The following is a 12,863-nucleotide window of genomic DNA, read 5'->3' as shown; positions in this document are numbered from 1 at the left end:
GCCCGCGCCTCCTTCGGCGTCGGCGGCGCCCCGGCGGGCTTGCGCCGATACCGCACGAACCCGACCACGAGCCCGCCGAGGGCCAGCACCCCCTGCACGATGTCGAGCCCCCGCCGAAACGAGTCCGAGAACCCGAAGGCCGAAACGAACCCTTCGTAAAAGGCCCCCGCAATGGCCGCCACGAAGGCCATGAGCACCAGGTGAAACCCTCCGAGAGCCACGCGCCGCAGCCAGTATCCGACGCCCCGGTCGACCCAGGTCGTGCCCCAGAAGGGGACGGGCTCGGGCTCCACCGCACCGTGCGGGACGACTGGCATCGCTGTGCTCATCTCAGTTCTCGGAGAAGGTCTCGGGACAGGCCTCAGAAAATGCTCGATACGCCGTGCCACAACTTCTTGGACTTGTCCCCTACCCAGTGGGCGCTGCCGCTCACCATGTCCTTTCCGGCGTCCCATGCCTGGACTTCCGAATGGCCGATTCCGTAGAGCGTCCCGGCGAACACCCCATGGTCGTGGATGTCCTCGCTCCAATGCTCGTGGAAGAGCTTGTCGGCGAAGGTGCTCACGCCCACGACGACCGCTCCGCCGACCGCCGCCGTCGCCACGACGGCGTCCGCCGGGAGCGAGGCCGTGGCCAGGGCGGCCGCGCCCACTCCGGCGCCGAGCCCGACCAGCCCGCCGCCCACGTCCACCAGCGCCGAGTGCTTCCAGGACCAGCCCTTGTCGTGGTCCTGTTTGGCTTCGAGCGCGCCCACCGCCACGGTGGCGGCCACGTCGATGACCGGAATCTCCTTCAGGAAGTCCGGTGCGCCCTTGACGAGCCTGCTGCCTTCGAGGGCGTCCGCGAGCTTGTAGTTCAGCTGCCGGTCGTACGGGAGATGGGCGCTGCCGTTCTCCGCCCGCGCCAAGGACCGTTCCAGGGAGTCCAGCCGGTCGGAGGCCGCCCGCCATTCCCCGTGCAGCTTGAAGGTCTTGGGGAGGTTCTTCTCCGCCGTTTTGAATTTGGCTTCTTCGCCTTCGAGCGCCTTCAGCGCCGCGTCGTGCTCGCGCCGGGCCTCGGGGAGTTCCTTGGCAGCGTCCAGGTGGAGCGCCCGTTCGCCGTCGGTCTTCGCGGTCCAGAGGCCGCGCAGATAGTCGCCGACGACGATTTTGTCGCCCTTCGCCATCGGCTCGTCGGGGTCGATCGACGCGTACAGCTTGTCGAGCCGCTTCGCCGCGTCGATCCTGGCGCGCTGCGCCTCGTGCATCAGCTTCTTGTAGAGCGTGGCGTAGTCGTCGAGGTCGCCCATAGCCGTCTTTTCCTCGGCAGACGGCGGATTGTTCGTCATAAGAGTTCCGGGAACGCCCTTGGGGCCTACGGGAACGCCCTTACGGGTAGCTACGTCGGCCGCGTTCTGGAGCGCCGAGTTGGCGGTCGAAAGGGCGGTCGCCAGATCGGCGAGAGTCTCTCCCACCGCTTCCACCAGATCGGCGAATCCGCCGGCGGTTATCGCGTCCACACTCCACTGGGCGCGGAACGACTTGGCCGCGTCGCCCTTCCAGCCGGCGTCGTGGACCAGCCCTTCGACGCCTCTGCTCAACGGCCTGACTACGCCGTTCAGTTCCTTCTTCGCACCTTTGAGGGCGGTACCCATCGCCGTCAGACCGCTGATGTCCCCGCCGACCCATGAATCGCTCATGTCCTGAATGCCATTCCGCTCACGGCATGAGGTCTTCGAAGACCCCGTGCACATCGATGTCATGCCGCTGGAACGAGTCGTGGGCGTACTTCAGCAGATCGCCGTGGTCCTCGATCCGGCCGGCCAGCTTGGCGTGGAGCCCGGCGATGGCGTGCATCATCGAGTGGATGGCCGAGTCCAGTCCGGCGTCGCCCGACGAGGCGATGGCCGGGGCGACGTTCGTTTCGAGCTTCGCGTAGTTGCCGGCTTCCCTGTGGAAGGTGCCGGACATGCTCTTCAAATCGCCGAGCACTACCTTGAAATCCACACTCATCGCGCTGCCTCCGCATACGTTCGGACCGCGTCCGGTGTCCAGGACCGCGCCTCCGGCGCGACCTCCGGATCGATGTGGAGCCGCCCCAGTCCGCTCGACCTCATCAGCTCCGCGTACCAGCCGGCCCGCACCGCGACCCACGGCTGGGCTTCGCCCAGCGCCCGTACAAGAAGGTCCAGTTCGGTGAACGCGACAGGCATGAGATCCCCGCCGGGGAGCCGCAGGAGTTCGAATCCGATGCCCGGTCTGACCTCGGGGTCGCTCGGATAGCGCGGATGCGCGGGTACGAAGAGCCGCCCGTCGGGCGCGACCGGCGGTTTCCGGCGTTCAGGAGCCGGGCCGTCATCGCGGCTGAATTCAGAGATGCGCGAAAAAACCATGAATATCCCCCGTGCGATCGCCCCGTTTCGCAGGGGCGTATTAATCCGGCCGACCCTAGCATCGGCCTCCTCCGGATACGTTCATGACCGGATCTATGGAGTGCAAAATGAATGCCAACTCGACCGTTCGGCGTCGTGTGGCGTTGTGGGGAGAGAGATGCCCGGACCGCATCGACTGCTAAGGTCCGGAGGTAATCCCTTAAAGTGCACAAGTGGCAAATGGTCCTGATGTGCAGGGATTTGACTGCCTCTCCGCTGCGCCCGCTTCGGCCGCTCGGCGCCGCCCGGCTCCGGGATGGTGCGGAAAAACCGGTATGAGAGGCTCGATGCTCGATGCTCATCGAATGGATCCGACGCCAATGAGATGCGGAAGTATTCCCGGAGCGTCGTTCCCGGAGCATCGGATGAATCATCGGACGACGGAGGAATGCGAAGTGACCACGCCACCGCGGAAGCGCTGGAGCAGGGGGAAGGTGATCGCCTTCGCGGTGGTCGTCGTCATCGCGGTACTGGTCGCGGCGGTCTCGATCGCCCGCAAGGACAAGGGCGAGGGACAGGCGGGCAAGCTGTCGACGCCGAAGTCGCTCGAAAAGGGCGCGTACAGCATGACGCGCAGCCACAAGGGCGGCGACGTCGCCGGCCTCGAAGAGGGCAAGGCCCCGGGGATGCATGACATGACGGGCGTCAGCGGCTCCTACGCCAAGATGCCGCGCTCCACCCAGCACAGCATCCTGAGCTTCGACGGCGCCTACGGGACCGTCAGCGATCCGCACCGCGCCCTGTCGGGCCTGCTCACGTACATGCAGGACAGCGGCGAAGGGACCGTCGCCGTACCCGCGAAGGAGACCACGCCCACAGGCGCGTCGTCCCCCGTGACCTGCGAGGTCACCAAGACGACCGGCGACAACGGCAAGCCGGCCTACCTCCCGATGTGCGCCTGGGCGGACTCCGGCACCGTCGGAGCCGTCGCCGAGAACGACTACGGCCACCCCGCCACGTCCGCCGACGCCGTCGATCTGGACACCTTCGCCCGCAAGGTGGACGCGATCCGAGACGAGGTACGGGGCTGACCGCCGTGATGCGGTGCACGGTTACGCGACGGCGACCGGCGGGGTCGGGGCTCTGACGTGGTGACAGGGGGCCGTTAGGACCTGGTCAATGCCGGGTCAATGGGCGGCCAGAAGCCGCTCAAGAACCGGCGCGAATTCGGCATGCGCGTATGCCTATGGGTGGAATTCGACGGATGCGGGGCAACCTGGCGGTACTACCTTGAGGCGCGGTTCGGCGTGCGAAACCGCACGCGAGAGGGCGCAAGGGGAGAGACGCATGGGGGAGCAGACGGCGTCCCGCATCCTCGACTATGTGGGGGATGACGCGGGTGACGCGGCTGCGGCGGCGCGGTCGAGGGTGCCGGCGTATTCGACGCCGGTGTTCGTGCCGGCCCATCCGCGATATCCGGACGAGGGTCCGCCGAGGATCGCGTTCGAGTTGTTGAGGCACCCCGCCGGCCCTGCCGTTCCGGTGGCCTTCACCAGTCTGCACAAGCTGGTCGATGCTCTGGGACCGGCCCAGCCGTGGATAGCCTCCTCCATCGGCCCGTTCGTCGAGGCCATGCGTGAGGCGAACCTGCCGAAGGTGCATCTTGATCCGGTCATCGCGCCGGGTCATCGCAATTGGCAGCTCGAAAGCATCGAGGCATACGCGCGGGAGCTGAACTCATGACGAACCTCAAAGCCGTACTGGGCGACATCGGCGCCATGAGCGAGACGTTCCACCGAGAGGGCGGGAACTTTCGGAAGCTTGCGCACACCGTGTCGCCTCCGGTCGTTTCTTCCGGGGACGGGGCGCTGGATTCCTCGATCAAGGCCATGGCGGAACTCATCACCCAGCTGCACAAGAGCCTCGCCGACCGGATAGAGGACCACGGCGCCAAGGTGAAATACGCGCACGACTCGTTCCAGCGGAACGATATCGATGTGCACGGCCTGTTCGAAGACTTGATGGGCAAGCACAAGGAAGATACGCCGGGCTGACGTTTCAATAGGTGATCAGGCCGACGGATCGACGGTTGCAAGAGCGGAGTTGGGACGGGGGAACGGGAGACAGTGACAGAGAGCTGGGTCGGTGGGGATATCGGCGGTCTCGCGCATATGGGATCGGCGTATACCGGCGCCAAGAAGGAGCTGGAGGGGCCGCTCAAGCCCATCGGCCGGTGCGTGGACGCTCTGGTCAAGGATGCCGGATGGCAGGGCGACGCGGCCGACCAGTTCAACGCCGCATGGAGTGCCGACGCGATGACGGCTGGGGCCTTCGCCACCCTGGTGAACGAGACCGGAGACACCCTGACGACGCTCTCCGGCCACCTGCGGTCAGCTGAACACGCTCTCCAGAACGCCGAGGACGTAGCTGTGCAGGCGGGCGTTCCCATGAAGGCCAAGGGCGTTCCGGACGACCTGCCGGCGGACGCGGACAGCAAGGTGATTTCCGCGCTGAGCACCTATGCGACGGTCCGCAAGGAGATCCTGCACACGGCCCAGCAGGCGCGCCTGGATGCCGCTGAACGCCTCAACAAGCTTTTCGACGACGTCACCGTGGCACCCGGTGACAAAATCACTGTCGCCGACTATCTGCGGGGCCTGTACGCGGTCGACACTGAAGCGAGGCGCGGCAAGGGGAAAGACGCCGCCACCAAGCTCGATGCCGCCAAGCAGGCCGAGATCGAGGCCAAGAAGGAATGGCGTAAAGAGCGCAAGGCGTTCGAGGCCGAGGGGAAGAGGCTGCCCAAGGACTTCCCGGCGAAGGGCGCGTACCACGATGCGATAGCCCAGGTGCAGGAGCTCCGGACACGGATCGCCGCAGCCGAGCACGGAAGCAGTCGGGTACCGTACGACCGCGAATTGAACGTGAAGGTGGCGGACGCGGCCAAGGTTCTGAGGGCGGGGGAAGGCATCGAAAAACTCCCGGAGTTCTTGCGGGAGATGCCGGTCGTGGACGTCGCCGCCGCAGGGGCGTGCGGCATTCTGGAGGCCAAGGGCGACCACGACGCGGGATGGTCGTGGAAGCATTCGCTGATCGTAGACGGCACGGCGAACTTTGGCGGGCTGGCCGCTGGGACGGCGGTGACGGCACTCGGGGTCGCGGGCGCGGGAGCGCTCGGGCTCACAGCGCCGGTATGGGCTGTGGCGGGGGCAGGCGGTGCTGTCGTCGTGCTCAGCACGGAATTCATCGACAACGCCATCCATGAGCACTGGAGCGAGGACATCCACGATTTCGGTGTGGTGGGCGGCATTCTGCACGGCACAGGCCACGTTGCCGAGGAGACGGTGGACGACGCCGGCAAGCTCGTGACCGGGGCAGCGAAGGGGGTCTGGCATGGCATCAAGAGCATCTTCTGAATCCGACGAACCCGCGAAACTCCCCTTTCTCGGAACCAGTTGGTACCGCCGTGGTGCGGGGTACTGGGCACGCAGGATCGCACTGGCAGCCTTCCTGCTCATGGGGCTGCTGCTCCTGGGCTTCTTCGTTGCGGGCGTCTATCTGCGCATCGTGGCCGGTCTTTCGCCGACCGTTCGCTTGGTGTGCCACATCGCGCAGCTACTCGCCTGCTGGGCCTTCCTGGCGTGGGGCTGGAAGGCGGCGCGTAGGCAAATTCAGGAGAAGCGGCTGAATCCGCCCACGCCGAAAGAGGCTTGGCAGCGACAGCGGGAGGACTCACGGCGAGGAGTTTCGCTGGCCATCGTCGGACGTATCGTCGCTCTCTTCGCCATGCCGGTGCTTCCGGCGGTCATGGCGTATCTGATCGGGGCGGTCTGTGCGGGTGTGTTCGCGCGCGAATTGCCCATGGAGATCGGCGCACGCCGCACTCTGGAGCGGGAGCGGCCCGGAGCGGACAAGGCGAGCCGCCGATGATCGCCGCGTCTCCGGCCCCGCCCCCTGCCCTCCCCGGCCTAGGCACCACCTGGTACGAGCGCGGCGCGCCCTACTGGTCGCGGCGTGTGCTGACCGGCGTGCTGTGGCTGGCTGTCACCGCGTTCGTGTGTTTTCTCGCCGTCAGCCTCTATCAGGGCTTCAGGGACCAGCTTCCCTCCGGTGTCCGCACCGTCTGGGACGGGGTCCAGGCCGTGGCGGGCTGTGCGGGGCTCGTGTGGGGGTGGCTCGTGCAGCGGCGAGGGCATCGCGCGAAGCTGGCCGACCCGCCCACGCCCGAGCAGGCCTGGGACCGCAAGTCGAACGAGAAGCGCCGCACCACGGGGCTGGCCGTGCTCGGCCGTATCGTCGCGGTCCTGGCCGCCCCGGTGGCACCGGCCGTGGCGGCGTTCGCGCTGGGGTGGGTGTGTGCCGTGGTGACGGTGCGCGAGTACCCGAGCGAGGTCGGCGCGCGGCGGGTCATGGGGCTGGACGGGTGAGGGAGCTCCTACGGTGTCGTTGCTCGGTGGTATAGGCGGGCCACGGCGTTGGTGAAGTAGGGGGTGTATGACGTGGTGTCGTCGCCGCCCTCGTCGTGGCCGCCCAGTACGCCCGTTATCGTGCCGCGGCCCGTTGTCGGGTCGATGTCGGTGAGCAGGGGGCTGCCGCTGGTACCGGCTGGGAAGCCGGGGCAGATGAGGCTCAGTTGGGTGGGGCTGAAGGGTTTGGTGGAGTTCTGGCAGCTGATGGGGTGCTCTTCGTCGTACGGGTAGCCGATCAGGCGCGTGAGGGCGCTTGGCGGCGGGTTGAAGCGGATCCGTTCGGCGGACGTCGTCGACTCGATGTTCGCCTTGTCCGCGCCCGGCCTGCGGACCTGGATGAACGCCACGTCGTGGTCCGGGTCGCGGTCGGCGGTCCAGCTCGGGTCGACGTCGATGCGGGTGGGCACCCACACCCCGTACGGCATCCGCCCGTCGTGGTACCCGGGGACGAACGCCAGATCCGTGCGGAAATCTCCCTGATAGACACAGTGCGCCGCCGTGATCAGCAGATTGCCGCGCGGCGAGTGCACCACCGCCGCCGTGCACTGGTGGTCCGGGCCGCCCGGCGCCTCCGCGTAGAACAAGGGGCCCACCGTCGGCTGTGGTGTCGTCGCCGTCGCGATCAGAGGGGTGGATGCACGCAGAGGGGAGTCGGGCGTTCTTGGGCGAGGGGGCTCCCGTCTCAACATCTTGCTTACCGCACTCGCCGTCTCGTCTCCTCGTTCCTCCTCCGCCACCCACCAGCCCCCGGCCGCGTCCCCCCGCTCCTGATGCCTCAGCGCCACACCCGTCGCCGTCACCGCCGCCAGTACACAGAAGGCGGCCCCCACCGCCGCCAGTCGGCGTCGGCGGCCGGTCCTCGGTCTTTCGTTCGCATCCAGGGGCATGGGGGACATTCAAGCCGATCGCACCCCTCACCCCGCCTCCTCCTCCAGCAGCCCCCCGCACTCCCGCGCCACACCCGTCATCCCCAGGTCCTCCGCCGACCGGCGGGCCGTGTTGAGCAGGCCGACGGCCGCGCGGCGCGCCCCCGGGGTGCCCGTGCGCAGGTGGGCGCGGGCCTCGTCCAGGCGGAGCCTGGCCATCTGCGGGGGCGAGGAGCGGGCCAGACGGGTCGCGTGCCAGAAGTGGTGGAGGGCCTGGGCGGGGTCGTTCCCGGCCAGGGACAGCAGGCCGCTCGCCCGCGCCGCCGGGCCCAGGAGCACCGTCGGCCAGCCCGCCAGGACCAGTTCCGACGCGTGCGCCGTCAGTCTCTCCCGTAGCTCGGCTGCCGGACGGAGCAGTTGGGCATCGTACGTACTCGTTCTCTCCAGGATCGCGTGCGACTCCGCCAGCAGCGCCGTCGTCGGCACCGACCAGCCGTGCGGCGGCAGAACCGTGAACCCCCGCGTGTCCTGCGCGAACGCCGCCAAATGGTCCAGCGCCCGGTCGTAGCGCGCCGTCTCGCACAGCGCCAGGATCAGGCCCGCCCGCCACACCGGGAAGTAACCGTGCCGCTCCACCCCGTCCGCCATCCCCGAGTCGAACAGCTCCGCCATCCGGCCCTGCTCCCGCAGCAGCCAGTACGCCTGCCCCAGCCGCGTCTGACGGAGCGTGTCGACGGGCACCGCCAAGTCGGCCTCCAGCCGTTCGACGATGGCCCGGGACTCCCCGAAGATCCAGTCCGCGGCCTCCTTGAACCGGCCGCGCCACAGGTCCAGCAGCGTGTCCAGCGTCGACTGCTGCCACGTCGTCAACGCGCTGCGGCGGCGCGCCGCGTGCGCGCGGTGCCGCTCCACCGTCGCGAACGCGCTGTTCACGCGCCCGACCCGCAACTGGTCGATGGCCAGCGCCACCAGCGCCTCGCCGTGGAAGTGCGCCGAACGCGCCCGCGACGCCGCGTCCTGAAGCTCCTCCGAAACGGTCAGCAGATCGCCCGCCGGGGCGAAGTCGTACAGCCCCCAGCGGCACTCCGTCAGCACCTCGCAGCGCGCCTCCTCGCTGAGGCTGAGCCGGCGGCCGGGCGGCAGACCGCGCAGTTCCCGCAGCGTACGGCCGGCCCGCTGCGCGCCCCGCTCCGGACCGGCCCACGGCACCGCCGTGTCCTCGCCCACCGCCATCGACAGCTTCTTGGCCAGATGCGCGCTCAGCTGGAGCCGCAGCCCGTCGGCGGCCGGGCTCTCGTCGCCGTCCAGCGCGGCCAGGCAGCCGCGGAGCAGATGCAGCAGCTCCCGGTCCACCTGGCCCGGGTCCGACCAGCGGCGGGCGTAGCGCACGATGGCGAACGCCCCGGCCCGCGCGTCGCCCGTCGCCGTCCGGTACGCCGCCAGATACCAGCGCCCCGCCTCCTGCATCTCCCCTGCCGTGTAACGGGCGTCGCCGCTGCGGATCAGCCGGTCGAACTCCGCCCCGTACTCCGGCGATCGGGCAGCTTCGGCCAGACTCGGCTGTCGCTGCGCCGAGGGGTGGGCTGGATGCGCCGGGTGCGTCAGCTGTGAATCGGGCCTCGGCAGAGCGGACTTGACGTCGGGAGGCTCCGGCACCATCGCGATCAGCTCGCCCTCCGCGTCCAGCGCCACATCGCAGCGGAGCGCCAGCTCGCGCACGGCCGGCCGATGGCCGTTCTCGACGCGGCTGAGATAGCCCTTGCTGTAGTGCGTCAGCGCGGCCAGGCCGCCGAGCGAGAGATTCGCGGCCTCCCGCCGGCTGCGCAGCGCGTCACCGAACCGTTCGTCCGACGTCATCTTCCCGCCCCCCGACGCCCGTACCGGCCCCCGTTGCCAAATATGCCTTGGCAACGGCCGGTACCGCCCGCTTTCCTCCGGAACGGACGAAGCTGGCTGATACGAGCACGGACCGACACCGTGAACGCTCCGGAAAGGCTCTACCTAGGGAGGGCGAGCCGGCGCCATGACCTCGCACAGCACCCGTCCGCGAAACGGAGCCCCCGCGCGTACCGCCCGGCGCGGGAACTCCTGGTGGGGCCATCGGTGGAGCGTCCCGGTCACGGCGCTCGGCGGGCTCGGGGGACTCGCGGCTGTCATCACGGCGGTCGTGACGGCGGTCGGCGGTGGTGTGGTCGATGGGGGTGCAGCAACGGCCTCCACCGACTCGCCCGCCGGCGCCTCATCCGCTTCGGCATCGGCCGGAAAGCGCAGTAGCTCCGTCCCCAGCGTCGCAATCCAATACCCGCAGATGTCCGCCTCGGTGCAGAACCATCAGAAGTTCTACGGAACGGCCGTCATCCCGCCGCACCACACCCTCTGGCTCATGGGCCACAAAAAAGGCGAGACGACCATCTATCTCTTCGGCACCGCGCACATCGTCCGGCACGGGGGTCCGGACGGTGCGCGCGGTACCACTGGGGATGTAGGCCCCGCGTCCTGGGAAGCCTGCCCCCAGATCGGGAACTACCCCGGTCAGAAGGGAGAGGAGTTCGAGATCACCGCGGCCTTCGTGCCCGACGAGCAGTCCCGCTACCTGCTCGGCGCCAAGACCTACGACGGCATACAGCTCACACCGGCCGACCGGGCCGAACCCGTGGCCGGGCTCGTCGCCACCCAGCCCCCGCCCGGCACGGACACCGCGCACCAAGCATCGGTGTGGGTGACCCTCGACCGCGGCGGGGAGAACTGCTCCACCCGGTAGCCCGAGGCCCCCCTCCTACTCCACCAGCCCCGCCTCGTACGCCAGAATCGCCGCCTGCACCCGGTTCTTGAGCGAGAGCCGCGACAGGATGGCGCTCACATACGCCTTCACCGTCCCCTCCACCAGGTACAGCTTCGCCGCGATCTCCGCGTTGGAGAGGCCGCCGCCGAGCAGGGCCAGCACCTCGCGCTCGCGGGCGGTCAGTTCCTCCACGCGGGTGCGTGCCGTGGCCGCCTTGGACAGCTGGCCGCCGCTGAGCCGCGCGATGACGCGCTGCGCGATCCGCGGCGAGAGGAACGCGGCGCCGCCGGCCACGGCCTGCACCCCCGCGATCAGCTCGCGGGGGTCGCCGGACTTGAGCAGGAAGCCGCTGACCCCGCTGCTCAGCGCCTGGGTGATGTACTCGTCCTCGGAGAACGTGGTGAGCATGACCACGGCCGAGTCCGGCGCGGTGCGCCGGAGTTCGGCCGCGGCCTGGAGCCCGTCGAGGCGGGGCATCCGGATGTCGAGGAGCGTGACGTCCGGGCGGTGCTTGAGCGTCAGGTCCACGGCCTCGCGGCCGTCCGCCGCCTCCGCGACGACTTCGATGTCGGGGGACGCGGACAGTACGGCCCGTACGCCCGCGCGGATCATCGCTTCGTCATCCGCCAGCAGAACTCGGATCACGGTAGTCCCCCGTACCTCGGAATCGATCGTTCGGGTCGCTACTTTACGTCGGCCGTCGCTTCACACCGCTCGTTACGAGCTGTCACTTGGCGTCGGCCGTCATCATGAACCGGACGTCACTTCACATCCACGGCCTTCCACGCCTCGCCCACCGCCTTGAACTCCGCGCTGTTGTGCCCGTACAGCGCCCACGCCGCCTTGAGCGTCGCCGTCCGCGCGCCCTTGTAGTCGGTGGTGGAGATCATGTAAGTGGTGAGCGCCTTGTACCAGATCTTCACGGCCTTGTCGCGGCCTATGCCGTCGATCTTCTGGCCGTCGACGGTCGGGCTGTCGTAGTCCACGCCGTCGATCGTCCGGGGGCCGCTGCCCTCCGCCAGCAGGAAGAAGAAGTGGTTGGCGACGCCGGAGGAGTAGTGCACGTCGAGGTCGCCCAGGTCCGCGCCCCAGTAGTCGGGCGAGAGGTGGTCCTTGCTGGGGTTGTCCATGTAGCGCAGCGGGGTGCCGTCGCCGTTGATGTCGATCTGCTTGCCGATGAGGTAGTCGCCGGGCTCCGCGGGGTTCTTGGCGTAGAACTCGACGGCGGTGCCGAGGATGTCGGAGGTCGCTTCGTTGAGGCCGCCGGACTCGCCGCTGTACTCCAGGTTGGCGGTGGCCGAGGTGACGCCGTGGCTCATTTCGTGGCCCGCGACGTCCAGGGAGGTCAGCGGCTTCTTGTTGCCCTCGCCGTCGCCGTACGTCATGCAGAAGCAGTCGTCGTCCCAGAAGGCGTTGACGTAGTTGGTGGCGAAGTGGACGCGCGAGTAGGCCGCCTTGCCGTCGTTCTTGATGCCGTTGCGGCCCAGCACGTTCTTGTAGAAGTCCCAGGTGACGGCGGCCCCGTACTGCGCGTCGACGGCGGCCGTCTGCTGGATCGTCGGCTGCCCGTTGCCCCAGACGTCGTCGGCGTCGAGGAACGGCTTGCCCTTGCCGTCGTAGGCGCCCTGGAGGTTGTACGTCTGGTGGCCGCCGCGGGCGTTGTCCTTCATGAGGTAGGACGTGCCGCTCTTGACCGAGCCGACCGGGACCTTGCCGCTGTACTGGCCGGTTCCGGTGCCGGTCTCGACGGCCTGGTACTGGTGCAGCTTCTCGCCGGTGGCCGCGTCCGTGATGACGTGCAACTTGCTGGGCGTGCCGTCGTCCTGGAAGCCGCCGAGCACGGTCTCGTACGCGAGGACCGGCTTCCCCTTCGCGGCCCAGACGACCTTGCGCGGCGCGGTCTTCACCGTCGGGGCCGCGCCCGCCTTCAGGCCCTTCGCGGTACGGGCGGCGGCCAGCGCCGACGTGCGCGCCGCGTCCGGGGCCTGCTTCGCGGCGGTGGTCGGCACGGTGATGGCGGCCTCGGTGGCCTTGGTGACGTCCTCGACGTTGCCGCTCCTGGCCTGGTGCACGACCAGGTCGCCGCCGAGCACCGGCAGCCCGGCGTACGTGCGCTCGTACCGGGTGTGGACGGTGCCGTCCGGGTCCTTGATGACGTCCCGGACGATGAGCTTCTCCTTGGCGCCGAGGCCGAGATGCCGGGCGGCGGCCGCGACGGCGGAGGCGTTGGCGCCGGCGGAAGCCTTGAGACCGGAGGTCCCGGAAGATCCGGCAGCTCCGGGGGCGGCCCCCGACCCCGCGGCCTCAGCCGATCCGGTGGTGAACGCGGTGGCGAGCAGCGCCGCCGCGACCGTCGCCGCCCCGGCGGCGACGGCGGTGCGGCGGTAGCGGTATCT

The 12,863-nt window shown here is 69.0% G+C and carries 14 protein-coding genes and 1 pseudogene; 7 read left to right on the top strand and 8 right to left on the bottom strand.

All coding sequences use genetic code 11. The features are described from left to right. The 4 genes and pseudogenes from ACFU99_RS15050 to ACFU99_RS15035 all read right to left on the bottom strand — a co-directional run. Window positions 1-317, bottom strand: a pseudogene (locus ACFU99_RS15050) (hypothetical protein); the annotation flags it as partial. A 44-nt stretch (window positions 318-361) separates the two neighbouring features. Further along, the gene (locus ACFU99_RS15045; protein WP_384391130.1) at window positions 362-1,678 is read right to left on the bottom strand and encodes a hypothetical protein; all 1,317 of its coding nucleotides are present in this window, start codon (window positions 1,676-1,678) and stop codon (window positions 362-364) included. A gap of 19 nt (window positions 1,679-1,697) precedes the next feature. Continuing rightward, a complete protein-coding gene (locus ACFU99_RS15040) occupies window positions 1,698-1,991 on the bottom strand; it encodes a DUF6317 family protein (protein WP_384391127.1) in 294 nt (97 codons plus the stop codon). Then, window positions 1,988-2,371 (bottom strand): SAV_915 family protein, encoded by a 384-nt coding sequence (locus tag ACFU99_RS15035; protein ID WP_384391125.1) that lies wholly within the window; start codon window positions 2,369-2,371, stop codon window positions 1,988-1,990. The genes ACFU99_RS15040 and ACFU99_RS15035 overlap by 4 nt, the downstream gene beginning before the upstream one ends. 434 nt (window positions 2,372-2,805) lie before the next feature. On the opposite strand from ACFU99_RS15035, the gene ACFU99_RS15030 reads away from it, so the two are divergent. From ACFU99_RS15030 to ACFU99_RS15005, 6 genes are all read left to right on the top strand, one after another. After that, complete coding sequence (locus ACFU99_RS15030) at window positions 2,806-3,441, top strand: hypothetical protein (protein WP_384391122.1); 636 nt, start codon at window positions 2,806-2,808, stop codon at window positions 3,439-3,441. A gap of 256 nt (window positions 3,442-3,697) precedes the next feature. Next, window positions 3,698-4,093 (top strand): SAV_915 family protein, encoded by a 396-nt coding sequence (locus ACFU99_RS15025; protein WP_384391120.1) that lies wholly within the window; start codon window positions 3,698-3,700, stop codon window positions 4,091-4,093. Then, entirely contained in the window at window positions 4,090-4,404 is a 315-nt protein-coding gene (locus tag ACFU99_RS15020; RefSeq protein WP_384391117.1) for a DUF6317 family protein, read from the top strand. The genes ACFU99_RS15025 and ACFU99_RS15020 overlap by 4 nt, the downstream gene beginning before the upstream one ends. A gap of 72 nt (window positions 4,405-4,476) precedes the next feature. Beyond that, on the top strand, window positions 4,477-5,766 hold the full coding sequence (locus ACFU99_RS15015) for a WXG100 family type VII secretion target (RefSeq protein ID WP_384391114.1): 1,290 nt from the start codon (window positions 4,477-4,479) through the stop codon (window positions 5,764-5,766). A 100-nt stretch (window positions 5,767-5,866) separates the two neighbouring features. Continuing rightward, on the top strand, window positions 5,867-6,280 hold the full coding sequence (locus tag ACFU99_RS15010; protein WP_384391111.1) for a hypothetical protein: 414 nt from the start codon (window positions 5,867-5,869) through the stop codon (window positions 6,278-6,280). After that, window positions 6,277-6,777 (top strand): hypothetical protein, encoded by a 501-nt coding sequence (locus ACFU99_RS15005; RefSeq protein ID WP_384391108.1) that lies wholly within the window; start codon window positions 6,277-6,279, stop codon window positions 6,775-6,777. Before ACFU99_RS15010 ends, ACFU99_RS15005 begins: the two co-directional genes overlap by 4 nt. Window positions 6,778-6,785: 8 nt before the next feature. On the opposite strand, the gene ACFU99_RS15000 is transcribed toward ACFU99_RS15005, so the two are convergent. Together ACFU99_RS15000 and ACFU99_RS14995 are read right to left on the bottom strand one after the other, a co-directional pair. Next, window positions 6,786-7,403, bottom strand: coding sequence for a trypsin-like serine peptidase (locus tag ACFU99_RS15000; RefSeq protein WP_384391105.1), 618 nt, complete (start codon window positions 7,401-7,403; stop codon window positions 6,786-6,788). Between the two features lie 330 nt (window positions 7,404-7,733). Continuing rightward, window positions 7,734-9,542 (bottom strand): helix-turn-helix domain-containing protein, encoded by a 1,809-nt coding sequence (locus ACFU99_RS14995; RefSeq protein WP_384391103.1) that lies wholly within the window; start codon window positions 9,540-9,542, stop codon window positions 7,734-7,736. Between the two features lie 451 nt (window positions 9,543-9,993). Here ACFU99_RS14995 and ACFU99_RS14990 point away from each other — a divergent pair, with 451 nt between their 5' ends. Beyond that, a complete protein-coding gene (locus ACFU99_RS14990; RefSeq protein WP_384391100.1) occupies window positions 9,994-10,446 on the top strand; it encodes a hypothetical protein in 453 nt (150 codons plus the stop codon). Window positions 10,447-10,461: 15 nt separating this feature from the next. Here the strand turns inward: ACFU99_RS14990 and ACFU99_RS14985 are convergent, their stop codons facing one another. Together ACFU99_RS14985 and ACFU99_RS14980 are read right to left on the bottom strand one after the other, a co-directional pair. Further along, a complete protein-coding gene (locus ACFU99_RS14985) occupies window positions 10,462-11,112 on the bottom strand; it encodes a response regulator (RefSeq protein WP_384391097.1) in 651 nt (216 codons plus the stop codon). Window positions 11,113-11,228: 116 nt separating this feature from the next. Beyond that, on the bottom strand, window positions 11,229-12,863 hold a 1,635-nt coding region (locus tag ACFU99_RS14980; RefSeq protein ID WP_384391094.1), incomplete at its 5' end, for a M4 family metallopeptidase.

The organism is Streptomyces sp. NPDC057654 (assembly GCF_042800135.1).
GTDB lineage: Bacteria > Actinomycetota > Actinomycetes > Streptomycetales > Streptomycetaceae > Streptomyces.
The sequence above is the reverse complement of the archived record's forward strand: the minus strand, read 5'-3'. Positions and strand labels throughout refer to the sequence as shown.

Bases quoted from the DNA above. Each gene is read 5' to 3' on its own strand.
- ACFU99_RS15045 (WP_384391130.1), bottom strand. From the start codon at position 1,678: ATGAGCGATTCATGGGTCGGCGGGGACATCAGCGGTCTGACGGCGATG.
- ACFU99_RS15040 (WP_384391127.1), bottom strand. From the start codon at position 1,991: ATGAGTGTGGATTTCAAGGTAGTGCTCGGCGATTTGAAGAGCATGTCC.
- ACFU99_RS15035 (WP_384391125.1), bottom strand. From the start codon at position 2,371: ATGGTTTTTTCGCGCATCTCTGAATTCAGCCGCGATGACGGCCCGGCT.
- ACFU99_RS15025 (WP_384391120.1), top strand. From the start codon at position 3,698: ATGGGGGAGCAGACGGCGTCCCGCATCCTCGACTATGTGGGGGATGAC.
- ACFU99_RS15020 (WP_384391117.1), top strand. From the start codon at position 4,090: ATGACGAACCTCAAAGCCGTACTGGGCGACATCGGCGCCATGAGCGAG.
- ACFU99_RS15010 (WP_384391111.1), top strand. From the start codon at position 5,867: ATGGGGCTGCTGCTCCTGGGCTTCTTCGTTGCGGGCGTCTATCTGCGC.
- ACFU99_RS15005 (WP_384391108.1), top strand. From the start codon at position 6,277: ATGATCGCCGCGTCTCCGGCCCCGCCCCCTGCCCTCCCCGGCCTAGGC.
- ACFU99_RS14995 (WP_384391103.1), bottom strand. From the start codon at position 9,542: ATGACGTCGGACGAACGGTTCGGTGACGCGCTGCGCAGCCGGCGGGAG.
- ACFU99_RS14990 (WP_384391100.1), top strand. From the start codon at position 9,994: ATGTCCGCCTCGGTGCAGAACCATCAGAAGTTCTACGGAACGGCCGTC.